Raw genomic sequence first — 19,740 nt, 5'->3', positions numbered from 1 at the left:
GGGAAAAAGATGGAGAAGAAACAAAGTATGCTATCACCAATTATCCGTATTACTTTTACATTTCTAGTGTTGTGTGGACTTGTATACCCACTTATTGTTACTGGTATTGCACAAGCAGTGATGAAGGATAATGCGGATGGAAGTCTAATATATAATGATAAAAATGAAGTGATTGGTTCTAAATTAATTGGTCAAAACTTCACGGATCCACGTTATTTTCAAGGGCGTGTTTCTAGTATTGAATATAAGGCTGAAGCATCTGGTTCAAATAACTATGCACCATCTAATCCAGATTTAGCAAAGCGAGTAGAGAAAAGTATTGCGGACTGGAAGGAAAAAAATCCAGCTGTTCCAGTTACAGAAGTACCGATAGATTTAGTGACAAATTCAGGTTCAGGGCTTGATCCTGATATTAGTCCAAAGGCGGCCTCGGTGCAGGTGGATCGCATCTCGAAATTAACGAATATTCCGAAAGAAAAACTTAATCAATTGATTAAGGATCAAACGGAAGGCGCTGCACTCGGCTTGTTTGGAGAAGATCGTGTGAACGTCTTAAAATTAAATTTAGAGTTACAGAAATTAATAAAATAGCAACAGTGCTACCTCAATCTAAAGGATTGAGGTAGCGTTGTTTCGAATGAAAGGTAGTGTTTATTTTGTATGCAGATGATTATGAACCGAAGTTTCAAAGGCGAACGCCAGAGGAATATTTAGAATATATTCGTCAGCAAAATCGCGGAAAGTTAAAGCTATATGTAGGAGCAGCTCCAGGCGTAGGAAAAAGTTATAAAATGCTCTTTGATGCAAGGGAAATGAAAAAAGATGGAATTGATATTGTAATTGGTTTAATTGGAACGCATGGAAGAAAAGAGACGGAAGAAGCAATTGCTGATTTAGAAAAAGTTCCTTTGAAAGAAATACAGTATAAAGGAAAGGTATTTTATGAGCTTGATGTGGAAGGAATAAAAAAACGCGCGCCGCAAGTAGTCGTAGTGGATGAACTTGCGCATAGTAATGTTCCTGGTTCTAAACATAAGAAACGTTATATGGATGTGCAGGAATTGTTAGAGGCTGGTATATCGGTATTATCAGCTTTTAATATTCAACATTTAGAAAGTGTTCATGATATTGTAGCTCAAATTACGAATGTAAAAGTAAGAGAACGAATTCCAGATTTTATTTTACAAAAAGCAAATGAAATTCAGCTCGTTGATGCAACGCCTGAGGTATTAAGGAAGAGACTAATAGACGGAAAGATATATAAAGAAGAAAAAATTCAGCAAAGCTTACAAAACTTCTTTACACTTAATAATTTAGGAGCACTTAGGGAATTATCACTTCGAGAAGTTGCCGATGATATGGACGAGAAAATTAGCCAAACAGTAATAGAACCAATTGGCGTAAAAGAAAAAATTCTCGTTTGTGTACAATACAGTTCAACAGCGGAGAAATTAATAAGACGGGGATGGCGCATGGCTGATCGGTTAAATGCTGAATTGTACGTATTAAACGTTGAGAGGGAAAATATAGATTCTATTTCAGCTGGAAAAAAGCAGACGATTGAAGAGTGGAAATCGTTAACCAATCAATTTGATGCGAGTTTTGTATTAGAAGAAGCGAAAGGGAGAAAACCAGCGGATGTTATTATTGAAGTCGCAAGAAGATTACAAGTGACGCAAATTTTACTTGGACAATCTGCAAGAACAAGGTGGGAAGAAATACGAAAAGGCTCTATTGTAAATGAAATTATGAGACAAACAAAGTATATTGATATTCATATTGTTGCGGATCAAAGAGGGTAAAATAGAGCCGACATTTTGGGGGCTCTATTTTAATTTTTGTACAGCATGAAAACTTAGCATTTTCATTGCATATAAGATTACAAGTAAAAACATAATTGCGCCTAGGAAGAAAATCCAAAAGTAATTTTGGTTAAATAAAAGAAATCCACCTATAAGTGGCCCTGTACCCATACCAAGATAGCGGATGAAGTTGTATATACCGATAGCTGTTGCACGTTCTTGTACGAATTCTTCTGTTAATAAAGTAGTGTGAGTTGGCATAGAAAGTCCCATACTAAAACCGTACAAAGATGTAACGATAATGATGAAGGGGATATTGATGCTATATGTGAAAGAGAATAAAAAGACACATATAATATTGAAGAAACTCGTAATAAATAAAGTTGGCTTTGTTGTGAGGCGTTTTTGCAAAAACTTGTAGCAAAAACTTCCTAGCATGATAGAAAGAGACATTGGCACAAACATAAGACCAATTTCATTTGCAGCTAAATGAAATGAATTTGCTAAAATGCTCGGTAAAAAAACGAGAAAGCAAAAGTAAATACAAAATTGAATGAAGCCAATAAGAGTAATAGAAAATCCAGTTTTATTTTTTAAGATAAGAGAGTAATTCTTTTGTGCTTTAGACCGCTTAATTACATTTGGCTTTGTTTCTGGAAGTAGTGAAATGTTTATAATTAATAAGATAATGCCAAGTGTAGATAAAAAGAGAAATACAGATAAGTGACCATATATACTGCCAAGATAACCACCTATGAGTGGAGCCATTGCAGGTGCGAGGGCAAGTAACATTTGGTATAGGCTCATCGCTTCTCCGCGTTCTTTTCCTTCAAATAAATCGCCGATAATCGTTGCTGAAACTACAGGTATAGCCGCTATTCCTATAGCTTGAACAGCTCTAAAAAAGAGAAATAAATAAATGTTTGCCGAAAAAGCACATCCGATTGAACCAATTGTACTAATGACTAAACTAGGAATAAGGACAGATTTTCTTCCTTTTGTATCAATTAAAGGTCCATATACGAGCTGCATAATTGCAAGAACGAATGTGAAAAGTGAAACTGTTACATTTACAAGATAAAGAGAAGTGTGAAAAGAATTTTGAATCATCGGTAAGATAGGTGTGTAAATATTTTGCGCGAAGGAACCGAATAAGGCACTAATACAGACAACATATAAAATAAGAGTTAGTTTAGATTTTTTCATCATGTTAACCTCCTTGTGATTTAGTTTCCTTGGAAACTAAATTTATTTTAACATGATTTTCTTACTTGTAAAGATGAAAAAATGTTTTTAAAATGGTATATAGTTAAATTGTTTCTTTGGAAACTTAGGAGGCGAACGGATTGAAGCATGCAACGAAGCAAATGGAAATACTTTCGGACATTCGTACACTTTTGCATAAAAAAGAAGAATATTTAAAACGACAAAATGAGAAGTTTCTTCGTGAGACAGGCGTAAGTAGTATGTCTTTATCTGAGTTACATGTAATCGAATGTATCGGAAAAAATGGTTTGATGAATGTAACGGCAATTACGACAGAAATGGGCATGACGAAGGGAGCAATCTCTAAAATTTGTACAAAGTTGTTTCAAAAGCAATTCGTTGAGAAGATGCAAATGTTAGATAATCAAAAAGAAATCTTCTTCAGCTTAACGGAGAGTGGGAATGAAATATATAAAGCTCATGAAAAATTGCATAAGCAAGCTGAAGAAAAGTGGTTGTTACTTTTAGATGGATATACGAAAGAAGAGCAAGACTTTATTCAAAGGTTTATAAAGGATGTCTCCGATCATTTGGAAATATAATTGGAAGAAAAAACTCCTTTTTCTCAAGTCTTTTAAATATAATTTCTGAAAGAACTCATATATAATAGAAAAAGATACTTAACATGGTGAATAATTAAAGAGTCAATATATATAGAGGAGAGAGTAACATGCTTGAAAATACGGGGTTAGTATTAGAAGGCGGCGGTATGCGTGGTGTGTACACGGGCGGGATATTAGAATACTTTATGGAACAAGATTTATATTTTCCATATGTAATCGGTGTATCAGCTGGTGCTTGTCATGCAGCGTCGTATCTTTCCAGACAAAGAAATAGAAATAAAACGGTCAATATTGATTATGCATCACATCCGAAATATTTATCGTATAAAAACTTATGGAGAAAACGTCAGCTATTTGATATGGATTTCATTTTTCATGAAATTCCAGAAAAGTATGTGCCGTTTGATTTTGAAACATACTTTAATAGCCCGGAACGTTTCCTTGTAGGAACGACGGATTGTGAAACAGGGCAATCTGTTTATTTTGAAAAAGAAGGAACGAATGATGATGCGCTAAATTTATTACAAGCGTCTAGTTCATTGCCTTTCATTGCACCGGTAGTAAATTACCGCGGTAAACAACTGTTAGATGGCGGGATTTCTGATCCAATTCCAGTTCGTAAAGCGCAAGAGGATGGATTTAAAAAATCAGTCGTTATTTTAACGAGAAATCATGGCTACGCGAAGAAAAAATCAAGGTTTGGATGGGTTGCAGCGAAAGCTTATAAAAAATATCCGAACCTTGTTAACACGATGCTGAATCGTTATGAAGTGTATAATGAAACACTTCACTACATTGAAAAAGAAGAACAAGCTGGGAATTTATTTGTTATTCGTCCAGAAGTGCCGCTTCAAGTAGATCGTATGGAAAAAGATACAGCAAAACTACAAAATTTATACGAGCAAGGCTATGAAGACGCAAAGAGACAATTTGCAGATTTAAAGGCGTTCTTGCAAAAATAAGTATTAGGCTGCGGAGATGGAGTTCTCTGCAGCCTTTTTTTGTATTGCTTGCTTATCCGTTACTTTTTAAAAATGTATGAATGTTTAAGTGTTTAAAGAGTTTGTAAAACATCGGGGTTTCTTGTTGAGGAGAATTTATTTGAAGGATATTATGATGATGTAGCGCTACTAAACTATTAAATTTATGAGGTGATTGTTAATGAAAGGAAAAGTTTTTTCAATTACGACTTTAGTATTATTAGCAACATCAATCTCAACAAGTGCATTCTATCCAACTCTAAGCGGTCACAAAAGCGGTAACCTACTATCTTACAGAGCTCAAACTACTACGAATCAAAATGCATCTCGTTGTTCAGTAGCAATTTCTTTTATTAAATCAAATGGAAATAATTCATATATTGAAAGCGCTTCAGACAAATTAGGATCCCATGAATCTGGAAGAGCATTAAACGCAACTGTGAGTAATGGTGCATATAACGCCTTTGGTGCAAAAGGACTATACTCGGAGCATTATGCAAATGAGAATAATGACTATCAAGAAGATACACACAAAGGTACTTTTGATAGTAATGGTAACTTACGATTACAGTGGTAAAAAGCATTAAACAGTTGTCTTTATAAATATTTAGATAAGGAGAAGGGGATGTTCATCATCTCCTTCTTATTTAAAAGGAGCACAGACATGTACCTAGCTTTTAAAAATATAAAAAGCAATAAACTGTTTTTCTTAATTCTCCTTATGTCATTTTTTATTTCTTTTCTTTCTATATCAATAGCCGCACTTTTAACAGAGTCTAAACGAAACTTTATATCGGCTTTTCAAATCGGTTTTCCAGAGAAGAACCAAGTTTTAACTGTTCCGATAGTGAATGCAACTGAATTGGAAGAGATAATTCCTTTCATACAAGATACTTTTGTTAAAAGTGATATTTATGTAGAGCATTTAAAAGCATTAAATAGTTCAGGGGCAACAAAGATCATAGCTGTGAATTTAAAAGATGATTATTATTGGAAGCCATATATTTCTGAAGGACAATATTTTCATCGTGAAAATGTAAACGATATGGTTGTTGGCGATCAAACGAATGTAGAGGAGTTATATGAATTTGATGATACATATAAAAAAATAGGAACTATATCAAGAAAAGACAGTGACGTCGGTGTAGCAGGCATATACGTTCCACTTCAAAACTTACCTACTATATCTAAAAAAGGTATTATCGAGAGTAAACAATTACAATTAACAGTTGTTAATCCTACATCATCTATTCATAACGAAATAAAAAAGTTTATGGGTAGGAGTAAAGAAGTGCTTTCGGGAGATGTTCAAATGCTGAATGAACGAGATCTTCAAGAACTACATGTGACACATATAGATCCAGCAAATAAGTATTATTATAAATTTATTCTTGTTGCAATTGTTTCTGGCATTTCTGCGGTTTTATTTTGGATTTATAAAAAAGAAAGAGAGATTTCATTAAAAAAAGCAGTAGGTGCTTCTAATATATCTATCTACTGCGAACTATATATTCAAATTTTGTTTATTTCTCTAGCAGCGATGTTCTTAGTTTTTATTACGTTAGAAATATTTTCGGGAACAATTCATACTTATTTTCAGACATACTTAGTAAAACCGTTAACACTATATGTATTGATATGCAATGTTATTTTTATAATTTTTCTTACAATTTTTGTTACTGTAATTCCAATCAAGCACATTATAAATATATATCCCGGAAAACATTTAAGAACGTAGGAGGTCGTCATGTTTTTTATATTTGATTCTATACGGTCTGTGAAAAAACGGTTGTTACCAAGTTTGATTATAGTAATTTCTTTAATTATTGCATTTTCTTCAGCAATAGAATTTGTTAGTAATCTTTCGGGATATCGAAAAATGATGACGGTAGCAAATAATTTATCGACTCATAAAAATTTCTATGAACTTTATGCGACGCAAGATATAACCTTGTTTAGCGAAGAAAAAGCGAAAAATGATTATCAACATTTCATGCAAGGGTTATCTAATATGATACCAATAACAAATAAAACTAATTATCTGTTCCGTAACTATTCACTTAGTTTAAAAAAAGAAAATGGAACGATAAAGACTCTTATTGTTGATAAAGATATTAATAAGTACTTTCGTATACGAATTTCACAAGGAAGATATTTTGAGGAATCGGAATTTCATAAATCAGTATTTGATATTAGACCTGTTATATTAGGGGCTAATTATATAGAAAAGGTATCTATTGGTGATGTTATACCATCTGGAAAAATGAAGCTAAAAGTAATTGGTTTTTTAGAAAAAAATTCACCATTTACATATCCTCGAAGTGGTGAAATATCGGATAATCGTATTACATTATTAGATGACATGGCGATTTTACCAATTGGAACAGAAGAAATAGAGTTCTATAGTGTAGAACTTTTATACAATGGGTTAATTATAGAAACAAATGATAAGATAAATATAAATGAACTTCAAAAGAAAGTATTAAAGGTAACAGAAGGTAAGGGTTATTCGTATTATGTTACAAATCCGAATAAATTGTTAGAAAACGAAAAACAAGGTATTGATAATATGTCATACCCCTTATTATTAAGCGGTACAGTCTTATTTTTTTCATTTCTATCTATTGTATTAACATCAATGGCAGCACTTTATATGGAGCGTAAAAATATTTCTATTAGATCAGCGTTAGGTGCAAGCACTTTTCAAATATGTCTTCCATTTATTATTGAGTATATGTTGCTATTCGTTTTAGCGATATGTATAGGCATAATGTATTTTCAATGGGAGAATAGCGGAGTAATTGAAATTCAGAAAGGGCTAGAAAATAGTATAGTATCTTTCTTTGGAACGTTAAAAGTCTCTATAGAATTATTGGTTGTTATAGGTGCTTTATCACTTGTAATGATACTCGTTATATATGCAATCATTTATTTCAATGTACTAAAAATAAAAAATACATATATGAAAGAGGTGTTATAGATGATTCAGCTCGCAAATGTGGCTAAGGGATACGGAAAGAGTAATTTTAGTGCTTTACAAGATATTAATCTTACAATAGAAAAAGGCGAAATGATAGCCATTATGGGACCATCTGGTTCTGGGAAAACAACCTTGCTTAACATTATTGGCTTAATTGATAGCCCCTCTACTGGAAAGTATTTTTTAGATGGAATGGATACGAGTACATTCAAGTCAAATTATCATAAGTATAGAAACACGGAAGTTGGATTTGTGTTTCAGAACTTTTCGCTATTAGATGATTATACAGTTGTTGAAAATGTAATGCTTCCGCTTATATATAGAAGAATTTCTCATAAGAAACGTATGCAAATATCAAAAGAAATGCTGAAAATGGTAGGGCTTGAGAGGCATATTAACAAATATCCTTACGAGTTATCAGGAGGAGAACAGCAAAGAACAGCAATAGCAAGGGCTTTAGCACAAGATACAAAAATTATACTTGCTGATGAACCGACTGGTGCTCTTGATCAAGAAAATGGGGAGAAAATTATGAGTATTTTACAAGAGATTAATAAAGAAGGAAAAACAGTGCTAGTTGTTACACATGATCAAAAGGTAGCTGCATATTGTCAGAGGACGATACGGTTACTCGATGGTTGTATGGTGTAATATGGATAATATTATGTGAAGAGGTGATACATATGGAAAATGTCTATAAAGGACTTAGGCATACTGGGTTTATTATGATGTTTATTTTTGGTAGCGTATTTTTACTTCGCTGGTTTATTCATGATGAAATGTTAATAGATCAACTTATTGGTTTTAGTGTGGGCATAGTAATGGTTATTTCATCAGTTTTCATTCAAAAGTATAGTAAAGAATTAAAGGTAGAAGAGAAGTATTAAAAGGTTATAACCTTCTTCATATTTTGGAGGTGCCTTTATAGTTTGAATGATTGTTGTAAAAGAAAAGTAGAGCATCGGATTTCGATGCTCTACTTTTTTAATGTGGTAAGAATATCAATTGATAAGCAAACAAAATTCCAAATACATATACAAGTGGGTGAACAGCACGGAATTTACCTTTTGCCACTTTCATAAGTGGATATGAAATAAATCCAAGTGCGATACCTGTTGCGATACTTGATGTAAGAGGCATGCTTAAGATTACTAAAAATGCTGGGAATGCTTCATCAAATGCGTCCCAATCGATGTGGCGAACTGAACCCATCATAAGACTACCAACGATAATTAATGATGGAGCAGTAATAGCTGATACACCAGAGACAGCACTTACTAATGGTCCGAAGAATGCTGCTAGTGCGAATAGAACAGCTACTGTAACAGTTGTTAAACCAGTACGACCACCAGCTGCAACACCAGCAGATGATTCAATGTAAGCTGTTGATGGTGTCGTTCCGAACATAGAACCAATAGTTGCTGAGAATGAGTCAGATAGAAGAGCTCGTCCAGCTTTTGGGAGTTTTCCGTCTTTCATAAATCCACCTTGTTGAGCTACCCCAAGTAATGTACCTGTTGTATCAAATAATGTAACAAGGAAGAATGAAAATACAACGCCGTATAATCCGTAGTTAATTACGTCAGATACAGCAGTAATTGGATTTGAAACGATAATTCCTTCTGGTAATCCAGGCATTGATGTAACACCGTTTGAGAATGTTAATTGTCCTGTGAAGAAAGCGATAATACCAGTTAATAGCATACCGATAAATAGTGCGCCATTTACATTTAAAGACATAAGGATAATAGTAATTCCAAGTCCAGCTAATGCTAGTAGAACTGGAGCAGAGTGAAGATCACCAAGTCCAACTAAGTTTGCATCATTTTTTGTAACGATACCAGTTAATCGTAAACCGATAAAGGCGATAAATAACCCGATACCAGCAGTAATTGCATGTTTTAAGTTTTCAGGAATTGCTTCCATTAATTTTGTACGGAAAGATGTAAATGATAGCAAAATTAAAATCATACCTGCTACGAATACAGCAGAGAATGCAATTGCGAAAGTCATGCCTTCATGCGCTTTTACAACAGAGTAAGAGAAGTAAGCATTTAATCCCATACCTGGCGCGATTGCGATTGGTAAGTTTGTAAAGATTGCCATAAATAATGTTCCGACAACAGCAGCAATAATTGTTGCTGTAAATGCTTGTTCAAATGGAACACCTGCATCTCCAAGGATAACAGGGTTTACGACAATGATATATGCCATTGTTAAGAAGGTAATAATACCTGCCATAATTTCAGTTTTAATAGAAGTTTTATGTTTTGAAAGGTTAAACATATAAACATCCTTTCTGTTTACGAATAATTTTCACAACAGTTATATATAATATTCGTTTTTTATCTATTTTGCAATAGTTTTGCATAAAAAGTTTATAACAATTCATATTTTGTGTCTTAAATTCGAATATTAATCGTAAACCGATGTGTGAATTTCAGCTTTTTATTGTGCACATGCTAAGGAAAAGGAGTTGAAAGCAGCTATGCCACAGCAAAAAAACTTTATAACAATGCCTGCGCAACATCAAAATAAGCAGCCTGGTATTGAATCATTAATGAGCCCCCTTCCGCAGTTTGAAGATCCAAATTATCAAGGAAGTGAAAAGTTAAAAGGGAAGAATGTGTTAATTACGGGAGGAGATAGCGGAATTGGACGAGCAGTTTCCATCGCTTTTGCAAAAGAAGGAGCAAATGTTGCGATTGCTTATTTAGATGAGGAAGAAGATGCAAAAGAGACGAAACAACGTGTTGAAAAAGAAGGTGTAAAGTGTGTATTGTTGCCGGGGGATTTGAGTAATGAACAGCATTGTAAAGATATTGTGGAAGAGACCGCCCGGCAGTTAGGTAGTTTAAATATTTTAGTGAATAACGTTGCACAGCAATATCCGCAGCAAGGGCTAGAGTATATTACAGCAGAACAGCTAGAAAAGACTTTTCGTATTAATATTTTTTCTTATTTTCACGTTGCGAAAGCAGCCCTTTCTCATTTGAAGAAAGGGGATGTCATTATAAATACGGCATCTATCGTTGCATATGAAGGAAATGAAACGTTAATTGATTATTCCGCGACGAAAGGAGCAATCGTAGCTTTTACAAGATCACTTTCTCAATCGTTAGTGCAAAAAGGGATTCGGGTAAATGGTGTTGCACCAGGACCGATTTGGACACCGCTTATTCCATCGAGCTTTGATGAGAAGAAAGTCTCTCAGTTTGGGAGCAATGTCCCAATGCAAAGGCCTGGTCAACCATATGAGTTAGCGCCGGCATACGTATATTTAGCGTCTGGTGATTCTTCTTATGTTACTGGACAAATGATACATGTAAATGGGGGCATTATTGTAAATGGATAGTTTTCATTTATAAGAGCAAAGTAATATTAACTCCACTTATTATAGTGAGCGCTAGGGGGGATATAGCTGAAAAAGTTATGTTTCGTCATACTATTATTTTTTATCCTACCGGTTAGTGCTTTTGCTAATACAGATCATTTAATATTAGTGAATCTTACGACAAATCAGTTGTCTTTTTTTGAGAATGGAAATTATACAAAAACATTTCCAGTAACGACTGGAAGAGATCGTACACCTACGCCTGAAGGTAATTTTTGTATTATAACTAAATTTAAAAATAAAGAATATCATCGAAAAAAAATACCTGGGGGTGCACCGAATAACCCTCTCGGTACGAGGTGGCTTGGACTAGATAAGAATGAATATGCGATTCACGGGACGAACCGGGAATGGACGATTGGAAGTAGGGAATCAAATGGTTGTATTCGCATGCATGACAGGGATATACAATGGTTGTATGACAGAGTACAATTACAAACAAAAGTAATCATTTCTCGTTTTCATACGAGCCCCGAATATGAAGCGAATAAGCTTGGTTATCGCGTTGTGAGCTGGAATAGTCGGAAAATAGAAGAAGAACAAATTGGAGTACTTACGTTAGTAGACCGCGCGGATATATATTGGCAAGAACCAAATGGACAGTTAACGAAAGTGAAAACGGTATTGCCAAATGAAAGATATCCAGTGTACTCAAAACGAAAAGATGGAATATATTATATAGGAAACAATTCGTATATTATAGATGAAACAGGAGAGAAAATTCGTTACGAGCAAATTCCTTCTTCGATTTTAAGTAATATATATAAACGAGAATACAATGTTCCGTAATGGCTACCGTTTTATAGACGGTAGCTTATTTATACTTGGAGTTTAACTGCAACTATTGTATTTTGCTGAATATAATACAGTACAGATAGGGGGCGGTTATATTATGAAAAGTGAATTTGCGTTTAAAGTTTTTTTAGTAACGACCTGTTTATTTATCGTGTATTTATATGCGTTTCTCGTCTTTTCTTTTTATGTTCCATATGTTGATTTAATATTGTTCTTCGGATTTATTTGGGCGTTTGTGAAAGCGAGGGAAGGAGAGAAGAGTATATATCGGCGCATTACCTTATGCGGGACGGCCGTTCTCGTTATTTTGTACTTTTTTATTATGCATGATTTTTGGAGAGGAATGTAAAAAGCATACGATTAATCGCATGCTTTTTTTGTTTAATATTTAGGCTTAAATGTATGACAACAAGTCTCTACACTCGTTGCTACAGAACTTTCTAGCGTCTCGTTTGTTAAAACAGCAGCTGTATATGAATCATTTTCAGTTTGACCAGTTTCATCTGCATCAGGCTGAACGATGATCGCACTTGCTTGACAAAAGTTACCTTGTCCCCAAAAAGAACAGTTGGAAACAGAACATCTTACTTCTGGCATAAAACCCCCTCCTTATACATTAGTGTGGGATTTTACACCCATTTCATGTGTAGAAGGAGTTTCCTTTTCTAGTTACTTTTTCGTTTGCTCAAGCCATTCTTTTAATTTATCTTTCGGCTGTTCACCGCTAATACGGCTCACTTCTTTGCCATCTTTAAAATGAATGATTGTTGGTGTTCCTTGAATTTTATATTCATCCCAAGGAGCATCTAATTTTTCAATATCCATAACTTTCATATCAACGTTTAAGTCTTTAGCCATTGGCACTAGGACAGGAGATAATTTTTGGCAATGAACGCAAGATGTTTGATAAAAGTATACTGTTTCTTCTTTTTTCTCTTTTAAGTTCTTTTGAAGATCTGAAAGAGAGATTTTATTTGTGTAGTAGTCAGGACCGTTTGTCTTACTTTCAGTAGGATTATCAATCTTTTGGCTAGTTGAAGCGTTTTTTTCTTCCATTTGTGTTACAGCGAAAATTGCCGCAAACAAGGCGATAATAATACCACCAAATATAAGCATTTTTTTCATTCTTTCATCTCCTTATTTGTTTTTGATGACAATAAAGCTACAAACAGCGATTGTAATAAAGCCGATAAGTGCTAAAAACGGGATTGTAATAAAACCAAACCAGTTTATAAATTCTCCGGTGCAGGGTACACGACCGCAAGCTGCTCCAGCAGCTGAAAACGCTGGGACTTTTTGAATTGCATAGTGATATAAAGAAATACAAGCACCAATACTTGCAATTGGTAAAGAATAACTTGCGATGCGATAATCTTTTTTTGCTACAGCGATACCGAGCCATAAAACGAATGGATACATAAAAATACGTTGATACCAACAAAGTACACAAGGCTCAAATTTCATGATTTCGGAAAAATAAAGACTTCCCAGTGTAGCGATAAAAGAAGCTCCCCATGCGGTAAGTAAAGCATATTCTTGCTTTTTTTCTCGTCCCATATTTTATACCTCTCTTATAATAGTTACATACTAAATTATAGTATGAAGTGGTATGGAAAAGAAAGAAAAAATATGTTTATCAATAAAAGTTTTATGAGGAGAAACTTTTATTGATATAAAAATTTTAAAAAAGCGCCATTCTCCGGAAGAGAATAGCGCTATAGTTTACATTTGAATTTGTTCTACTTCTTCTACATGCGACTTTTGGGATGCGTGGTCAATATATTGAAATAGGAGCTGCAATTGTTTATCAACTTCTGGCAGTTCCTTGCTGTATTGATAAGCGTGTAAAAAATGCTCAATACGCTTAGAAAATAATTGATCGTTCGTTTGAACCATGAGAACGAGTAATTTATCCCAATTACAGCAATACGTGTAATAGAGAGCTTTATCATAGTCGTTATATGTTTGCACTGTGTACCCTCCTTACCGAGAGTTATATATAGTGTGTGATAAGTAAGGAGAAATACACTTGAAAGAATTTGTTAAGAAAAAATGAGAATGAAAAGAAAAAACGAGGAATTCCCTCGTTTTTTAAGCTTTTGGCATTGGCGTAGGTGTTGGTTTGCCATAGCCTTCTTTGTATTTATTATCGATATAGTTACGAATTTCAAGCGTTGATTTTCCTTTTTGTTTCATGGAAGCAGATTCAACTGCAATTTCTAGGCAATTGACGCAAGTCGTTGCATGGGAGTCCCAAACAACTTCACCATTCTTTTTAATTTCACGAATAAAGCAGTTTTTATTATTTTTATGTCCTACACTTTCACCGCAACCACAATAGCATGGAATCCAATCTAATAGCTCTGCATTTTGTCCAGCGACGGTGTAGATATCTTTCATTTGTGGATCAAGCTTATCTAGGAAGGTTGGAAGTGTGTCGACTCCTTTTGTTTTCTCTTGAATGTCAGCTTGCTGAGTGTGCGATGCGTGGTCATGTTCTTCTTGTTTTGATTCAGAAGATTTTTGGTCATTTGTACCAGTACTTCCGCATCCAGCAAGAATTAAGCTTAGTACTGCAAGTAAAGAAAATACATACTTTTTCATTCGCTTGTCCCCTTTACAAATGTATTAATCAAATTGTATCAGAGATTACGGTGTATCGGTTGAAGATTTTTTTGACTGATTTTTGAAGCGCCATCTTAGCGAATGGAATAGAAATAAAATTGGGATATAAGCGTATACAATATATAAACCCGCTTGAGATAGTACGGTATTTAATGTGTTGATACTTTCACGGTTTGTGAAAAGTAGAGAAGCTGAAAATATGATGAAAATAAAAAACGGTAATGTAAATTTAAATGAAATATGAAAGGAACGCTTCATCGTTTGACATGATGACCAAATGGTTAAGCAAAGGTTTGGTAAAATAATTAAAAACCAAACGAAAATAATAATATATTCAAAGCGCTGAATAAAAGGAACTTTAATTATTTTTAACATCGTTAAAGTAGGCCAAATAGTACGGTTTAATTGTCCCTCGCTGTAATACATAAAAGATACGATAGCTAAAACTACATAAATTAAGGTGCTAAAAGCAATTCCAGCATGGGCCCATCTTTTTAAAGATTTTCCTTTTTCAATAAAGGGATAAAAGATAAGAATTGTTTCAAACCCTAGAAATTCCAATGCAGAGTGTTTTGCAGATATAAGCATGTCAAAAGGTGAATGTGTAAAAATAGGTAAAATATTACGAAAATGTGCATACTTCATCGGATAGACTAAAAAGAATACAACGAACATAGGAAGAACAATACCCCAAAAACATATCCCTGTCACAGAACGGAAGCCACCTTTTATAATGTAGTAAGTGACTAATAAAAACATAAGCGTAAGTTTCCATAACTTAATGGTAGGGAAAATCCAAACTTGTATCACTTCCATATATGTACGAAGAACAGTAAGGCAAAATAATAAGCAATAAAGAGTGAAAATTACAGAAAATATAGAGCCAACCCATTTTCCAAAGGTTGTTGTATGAATACTAATTAAATCTCCGTCTTTTTCAAGCATTTTTAACATACAAAACAGTACAATATGAGTTGCAATACCTGCAATAATAAGAGAAATCCAAGCATCATAACCTGCATTTTTCAAAATTACACGTTGATATCCGAGAATTCCTATACCAATCTGGAGAGAATGCAATAAAATAAATGCAAAATATGGAGATACTGTCTTTGTTTTATTCATTGTATTCATTGCTTATTTCACCTCACTATTCTCCGATTCCAGATTGTACAATATTAAGATCTAAATTTATATCTACCGCTACATTTTTATACATATTTCGAATTTGTCTTATATTCCATTTTCTCGTATGGCTTCTAATTTCATCTCGTATTCCTAACGGATCAATTTCCTTTTCTTGAAATTGTTTTATTAAATCTTCACAGTCTTTTTCGACATTTCGTTCAATTTGTTTTTTTATATAGTTGATATTTGTTTCTTTTCTTAAATCAATCCAATTAGGAGAGTTTTTAATTAATCCATTTAATTTTAAATGGATTTTTACTTTTGGTATGTCGCCAGTTTGATCTATATCATATTTGTTTTTCCCAGCTAAGTTTTGTATCACAACCATACCTTTATGTTTATCCTTTTTTATTGCTGCTTCGTAACGTCCATTTTTCGTAGGATTAATAAGTAATTTTGCTAAAACAGAATGTCTTTTATCCGTATACATGACGACTTTGTCGCCTTTTAAAAAGGCAAGTCCTTTGACAGCGACAGAATGATTATCGTCCATTTTAATATAAGGAACATAGGCATCACATACAGAAGAGTAATAATTATATAAAAAAATGTTTAATTCAGTTTGTGGAATGTTCTCATTTCTTATATTTTGCTCGAGTAAATCAGCAATATATAAAGACCCATTTTTTTTCCCGTAATTTAAAAGCTCTTCAGCCGATCCATCTACAATTGCTAGTTGTACATCACGCCCGATATTTGGGTCACGTTGTAAGTTAGTAATAATCTCTCCCATTCCGCGTTCCCCTAGAGCCTTTCCAAATAGGACGACACGCATTTGACCTACAACAACATTGTGAGGAGATTTCGCATTTAATCGTGAAGCAATTGTTTCAAGTGAACGGGCAGATGTTGTTTGCGTCTCTGGTTTAGACTTTACACCATGTGTGTACTCTGGGAATAGAATAGTTCCTTGGAATTTTTTGTTTTTTGTGATGTCAAATCCAGCAATATGAATAATACGCTGTGCATCCACTATATACGTTTGTGTACAGCCAGTTTGTAAAACGAAGAAGATAATGATAAGGTGCAATAAAATTTTTTTCATTCATTCTCACCATCACGTTTTTGCTTCGATTTGTTTGGATTGTAGCGCCATTTTGATTTTGGTCTAAGAAAAGAAGGTCTTTGTGCCGTTTGACTAAATGGTAATCGAAGAAAACCTTCTGCTGTACCTAAACCACGAAATGGATATAAAGGTAACAAATAAGGTGATCCAAGCGATTTTAATTTAATTAAATGAGCTAAAATAAATACAAATCCGACAGCGAGGCCTAATCCTCCGAATGCACCGGCTAAGAGAATAAGCGGAAAGCGTAACAACCGGATAGTAGAAGACATCTTTACAGTCGGTGTTGTGAAAGATGCAAGGGCGGATAAAGCAACTGCAATTAATAAAATTGTACTTGTTAAAGCTGCTTCAACAGATGCTTGGCCAATTACAATCCCCCCAACAATCCCGATCGTTTGTCCGACTTTTGTTGGTAAACGCGCCCCTGCTTCACGAAGCAATTCGATTGTAATTTCTAAAAAGAGTGCTTCTAGAATAGGAGGAAAAGGTACGTTAGCTCTCGAGAAAATAATAGGACCTAGTAGATCGGCAGGGATCATTTGATAATGATATGTTAAAGCCGCTGTATAAATAGCGGAGGAAAAAAGAGAAAATATAGCTCCGAAAAAACGAATAATACGAAAGAACGATCCAATCATCCACGGTAAATAATAATCTTCTGGTGAAATGAAAAAATCCAGTAACGTTGTTGGTCCTGATAAAGCATATGGAGAGCCATCTGTTAAAATTAAAACTTCCCCGTTAATTAATGCAAATACAGCTCGATCTAATCGTTCTGTAGGTAATAGAACAGGAAAAGGTGAATTGCTATTATCACTAATAAATTGCTCAATCATAGTTGAATCAAATGGGACATCAAAGTCAATGTCTTCTAGCCGTTGAATTGCGGTGTTGACAAATTGTTCATTTGTAATTCCTTCTATATAAGCAACTGCTACTTTTGTTTTTGATATAGATCCGACGGTAACTTCTTTAAAAATGAGTTGCTCCGTTACGATATTTCGGCGTAATAAGTGGATATTTGTATCAAGGTTTTCAACGAAACCGATTTTAGGCCCGATTACGCTATACTCATTTTCTGTATCGTTATATAATCGTTTTCCTAAAACAGTACTTTCGGCACGAATTAAAGCATATTGATCAGGATTCGAATTGTTTTTTAAGCGTATTAAAATATATCCACCTAATAATTTTTCACGAATATCATCAATAGAAGGGGAGGTAATAATGTCTTCAATAGAGATAATATTACATAAATCAGAGATGTTTTGGATTTGTTCCGATTCCTTTTTTATAGGAGTTAAAATGAATTGTTTAATAATAAGTGCTTCCACGACAGATTTATAATAAAACAAGCACAACGTTTCATCTTTAAGTATGTTATAAGAGACAAAATCGCTTGATTCTTTCATGGTTTGTATAAATTCTGGGATAGAACAAAGTGTTTTTGTATTAGTCTTTTTTGATTTCTTAGATGATAAACCGAACATTTTCTCACCCCTAACTTACATCATTTACTTGTGTTAGTTTTTGGGAAAGACGGGAATTTATACTTAAAAATTGAAAGTTCATAAAGAAAAGGAAGAGTAGTGAAAGCCTCTTCCTTTTTAGCATTTTAATTTGTTTTTTGTTCTTTAATAGACTTCACTAATTTCATCATTTCCGCTCGTATATCTTCTCTTTTTACATTTAATTTTTCGGCAATTTGTTTAATGTCCATTCCATCTTTTTTCATTTTTAATACATCATCAAGAGGGGTATTGCTTTTTTGAGAGATGATTGTTAACACAGTAAGATGACGCAATTTGATGTTATATTCTTTCATTTTTTGCTTTAGCTGATCAGGTGTGGATTTTTGCATAGTTGCTAACTGTTGTAGCAGTGCTTGCTTTGTTTCTTTATTCATATGATGCTTTTTCAGCTTACTTGGATCTACACCGAAATGCTCGGCTGTTTTCTCCCAAGATTTATTTTGCTTATAGTAAGCTAAAACATCTTTTATTTCTTTATTACTAATTCTTGCAATATGAGCAGCTTTCCAAATTTCATGTTTGTTATAGCCGAGTTTTTCTAGCGATTGCACTTCTTCTTCTGGAATTGGTTTATGGTGATGCATTGTTACTTCTTTTGGTGTGGCAGCGGATGTAGGGAAGGTGGATATCCCGCATAATAATGCTGCCATAGTCATACAAACAGCGATTTTTTTGTACATGTAAACTCCTCCTAGATGGATAATGTAGAAAACTGTACACATATCATTTCCATAAAATGTGAAATGCTTGTGAACAAATCAAGTTTTTTTATTCACAGTATGAAATGACGTTTTTAGAAGTTTTCCAACATAAAACATTGATTAATAGTAAAAAACTAAGGTATAATCGAAATTGAAAATCAATATCAATGATGACGATAAACTTATACATATAGATAAAAATAAGGGAGAGATAAATATGACTACATATACTTCCATCGCTAATGTGATTAAAGAAAGACGCTCTGTTCGTACATTTACAGACAAAGCAGTAGAAAAAGATTTATTAATTGAACTATTAAACGATGCAACATGGGCACCAAATCATAAGCACCGTGAACCATGGAATTGTAAACTATACATCGGAGAAGGCCGCAAGAAATTAGTAGATGCAGTATTAAACTCTTTCACGGAAGAAGAAAGAGCGAAACGCGGTAAAATTTTATCAGATCGTTTTTTAAGCACGCCTGCACAAATCGTTGTATATATAAATGAAGATCCGCGTCAAATTCAACGTGATGAAGATTATGCTGCAACATGTGCATTCATGCAAAACTTCCAACTTCTTGCTTGGGAACGCGGATTAGGTTGCGTTTGGAAATCAGGCGGATTAAACTACAATCCATTATTTATAGAAGGAATCGGTTTAACAAGAGGCCAACGTATCGTTGGAATTCTTCATATCGGCTATTTCGATAAAGCGCCAGAAGGAAAAGCACGTACTCCGATTACGGAGAAGATGGAGATTATTGAAGGTTAATAGATGAGACATTCTCGTTTTTGCGGGGGTGTCTTTTTATTATGCAATCAATCCTCATGAAAGCTTG

24 protein-coding genes are annotated in these 19,740 nt (G+C 34.0%); 13 read left to right on the top strand and 11 right to left on the bottom strand.

The window, feature by feature from the left end; genetic code table 11:
* The first annotated feature begins 9 nt into the window (after window positions 1-9).
* Entirely contained in the window at window positions 10-591 is a 582-nt protein-coding gene (kdpC, locus tag QO049_RS18740; RefSeq protein ID WP_000412616.1) for a K(+)-transporting ATPase subunit C, read from the top strand.
* Between the two features lie 56 nt (window positions 592-647).
* Entirely contained in the window at window positions 648-1,802 is a 1,155-nt protein-coding gene (kdpDN, locus tag QO049_RS18735; protein ID WP_284489398.1) for a KdpD-like non-kinase potassium sensor, read from the top strand.
* A gap of 24 nt (window positions 1,803-1,826) precedes the next feature.
* Here the strand turns inward: kdpDN and QO049_RS18730 are convergent, their stop codons facing one another.
* Window positions 1,827-3,008: an MFS transporter gene (locus QO049_RS18730; protein WP_284489397.1), complete on the bottom strand. Its 1,182-nt coding sequence runs from the start codon at window positions 3,006-3,008 to the stop codon at window positions 1,827-1,829.
* A 140-nt stretch (window positions 3,009-3,148) separates the two neighbouring features.
* Between QO049_RS18730 and QO049_RS18725 the strand changes: the two genes are divergently transcribed.
* From QO049_RS18725 to QO049_RS18695, 7 genes are all read left to right on the top strand, one after another.
* Window positions 3,149-3,610, top strand: a complete 462-nt coding sequence (locus QO049_RS18725; protein WP_000679683.1) for a MarR family transcriptional regulator — start codon at window positions 3,149-3,151, stop codon at window positions 3,608-3,610.
* Between the two features lie 128 nt (window positions 3,611-3,738).
* Window positions 3,739-4,593 (top strand): patatin-like phospholipase family protein, encoded by an 855-nt coding sequence (locus tag QO049_RS18720; protein ID WP_000892691.1) that lies wholly within the window; start codon window positions 3,739-3,741, stop codon window positions 4,591-4,593.
* 199 nt (window positions 4,594-4,792) lie between these two features.
* Window positions 4,793-5,188 (top strand): hypothetical protein, encoded by a 396-nt coding sequence (locus QO049_RS18715; protein ID WP_000676983.1) that lies wholly within the window; start codon window positions 4,793-4,795, stop codon window positions 5,186-5,188.
* Between the two features lie 87 nt (window positions 5,189-5,275).
* Window positions 5,276-6,349: an ABC transporter permease gene (locus tag QO049_RS18710; protein ID WP_284489396.1), complete on the top strand. Its 1,074-nt coding sequence runs from the start codon at window positions 5,276-5,278 to the stop codon at window positions 6,347-6,349.
* A gap of 9 nt (window positions 6,350-6,358) precedes the next feature.
* A complete protein-coding gene (locus tag QO049_RS18705; protein ID WP_284489395.1) occupies window positions 6,359-7,591 on the top strand; it encodes an ABC transporter permease in 1,233 nt (410 codons plus the stop codon).
* Window positions 7,592-8,242 carry an ABC transporter ATP-binding protein gene (locus tag QO049_RS18700; protein ID WP_097998144.1) on the top strand — a complete coding sequence of 217 codons (651 nt, stop codon included), beginning with the start codon at window positions 7,592-7,594 and terminating at the stop codon, window positions 8,240-8,242.
* 32 nt (window positions 8,243-8,274) lie between these two features.
* Window positions 8,275-8,478, top strand: a complete 204-nt coding sequence (locus QO049_RS18695) for a hypothetical protein (protein WP_000432806.1) — start codon at window positions 8,275-8,277, stop codon at window positions 8,476-8,478.
* 97 nt (window positions 8,479-8,575) lie between these two features.
* On the opposite strand, the gene QO049_RS18690 is transcribed toward QO049_RS18695, so the two are convergent.
* The gene (locus QO049_RS18690; RefSeq protein WP_000482710.1) at window positions 8,576-9,877 is read right to left on the bottom strand and encodes an NCS2 family permease; all 1,302 of its coding nucleotides are present in this window, start codon (window positions 9,875-9,877) and stop codon (window positions 8,576-8,578) included.
* Between the two features lie 202 nt (window positions 9,878-10,079).
* Between QO049_RS18690 and QO049_RS18685 the strand changes: the two genes are divergently transcribed.
* The 3 genes from QO049_RS18685 to QO049_RS18675 all read left to right on the top strand — a co-directional run bounded on the left by QO049_RS18685 (window position 10,080) and on the right by QO049_RS18675 (window position 12,129).
* Window positions 10,080-10,946 carry an SDR family oxidoreductase gene (locus tag QO049_RS18685; protein ID WP_098595898.1) on the top strand — a complete coding sequence of 289 codons (867 nt, stop codon included), beginning with the start codon at window positions 10,080-10,082 and terminating at the stop codon, window positions 10,944-10,946.
* A gap of 66 nt (window positions 10,947-11,012) precedes the next feature.
* Window positions 11,013-11,774 (top strand): L,D-transpeptidase, encoded by a 762-nt coding sequence (locus QO049_RS18680; protein WP_193409420.1) that lies wholly within the window; start codon window positions 11,013-11,015, stop codon window positions 11,772-11,774.
* Between the two features lie 103 nt (window positions 11,775-11,877).
* Window positions 11,878-12,129: a hypothetical protein gene (locus tag QO049_RS18675; RefSeq protein ID WP_000834195.1), complete on the top strand. Its 252-nt coding sequence runs from the start codon at window positions 11,878-11,880 to the stop codon at window positions 12,127-12,129.
* 32 nt (window positions 12,130-12,161) lie between these two features.
* Here the strand turns inward: QO049_RS18675 and QO049_RS18670 are convergent, their stop codons facing one another.
* The 9 genes from QO049_RS18670 to QO049_RS18630 all read right to left on the bottom strand — a co-directional run bounded on the left by QO049_RS18670 (window position 12,162) and on the right by QO049_RS18630 (window position 18,874).
* Window positions 12,162-12,377 (bottom strand): DUF1540 domain-containing protein, encoded by a 216-nt coding sequence (locus QO049_RS18670; protein ID WP_001115481.1) that lies wholly within the window; start codon window positions 12,375-12,377, stop codon window positions 12,162-12,164.
* A gap of 72 nt (window positions 12,378-12,449) precedes the next feature.
* On the bottom strand, window positions 12,450-12,905 hold the full coding sequence (locus QO049_RS18665; protein ID WP_000738440.1) for a thioredoxin family protein: 456 nt from the start codon (window positions 12,903-12,905) through the stop codon (window positions 12,450-12,452).
* Between the two features lie 12 nt (window positions 12,906-12,917).
* On the bottom strand, window positions 12,918-13,337 hold the full coding sequence (locus QO049_RS18660) for a disulfide formation protein C (protein ID WP_000532264.1): 420 nt from the start codon (window positions 13,335-13,337) through the stop codon (window positions 12,918-12,920).
* Between the two features lie 165 nt (window positions 13,338-13,502).
* A complete protein-coding gene (locus QO049_RS18655; RefSeq protein ID WP_001195459.1) occupies window positions 13,503-13,751 on the bottom strand; it encodes a YhdB family protein in 249 nt (82 codons plus the stop codon).
* Window positions 13,752-13,871: 120 nt separating this feature from the next.
* The gene (locus QO049_RS18650; RefSeq protein ID WP_000761029.1) at window positions 13,872-14,384 is read right to left on the bottom strand and encodes a PCYCGC domain-containing protein; all 513 of its coding nucleotides are present in this window, start codon (window positions 14,382-14,384) and stop codon (window positions 13,872-13,874) included.
* Between the two features lie 45 nt (window positions 14,385-14,429).
* Window positions 14,430-15,539, bottom strand: a complete 1,110-nt coding sequence (locus QO049_RS18645; RefSeq protein WP_001095041.1) for a GerAB/ArcD/ProY family transporter — start codon at window positions 15,537-15,539, stop codon at window positions 14,430-14,432.
* Window positions 15,540-15,555: 16 nt separating this feature from the next.
* Complete coding sequence (locus QO049_RS18640; RefSeq protein ID WP_277544455.1) at window positions 15,556-16,638, bottom strand: Ger(x)C family spore germination protein; 1,083 nt, start codon at window positions 16,636-16,638, stop codon at window positions 15,556-15,558.
* Window positions 16,635-18,152, bottom strand: coding sequence for a spore germination protein (locus QO049_RS18635; protein WP_000467489.1), 1,518 nt, complete (start codon window positions 18,150-18,152; stop codon window positions 16,635-16,637). Before QO049_RS18635 ends, QO049_RS18640 begins: the two co-directional genes overlap by 4 nt.
* Window positions 18,153-18,277: 125 nt before the next feature.
* Window positions 18,278-18,874 (bottom strand): hypothetical protein, encoded by a 597-nt coding sequence (locus tag QO049_RS18630; RefSeq protein WP_000276968.1) that lies wholly within the window; start codon window positions 18,872-18,874, stop codon window positions 18,278-18,280.
* 238 nt (window positions 18,875-19,112) lie between these two features.
* On the opposite strand from QO049_RS18630, the gene QO049_RS18625 reads away from it, so the two are divergent.
* The gene (locus QO049_RS18625) at window positions 19,113-19,673 is read left to right on the top strand and encodes a nitroreductase family protein (RefSeq protein WP_000214819.1); all 561 of its coding nucleotides are present in this window, start codon (window positions 19,113-19,115) and stop codon (window positions 19,671-19,673) included.
* Window positions 19,674-19,740: the final 67 nt, after the last annotated feature.

This window comes from Bacillus sp. RB3, from assembly GCF_030164735.1.
Lineage (GTDB): Bacteria > Bacillota > Bacilli > Bacillales > Bacillaceae_G > Bacillus_A > Bacillus_A cereus.
The sequence above is the reverse complement of the archived record's forward strand: the minus strand, read 5'-3'. Positions and strand labels throughout refer to the sequence as shown.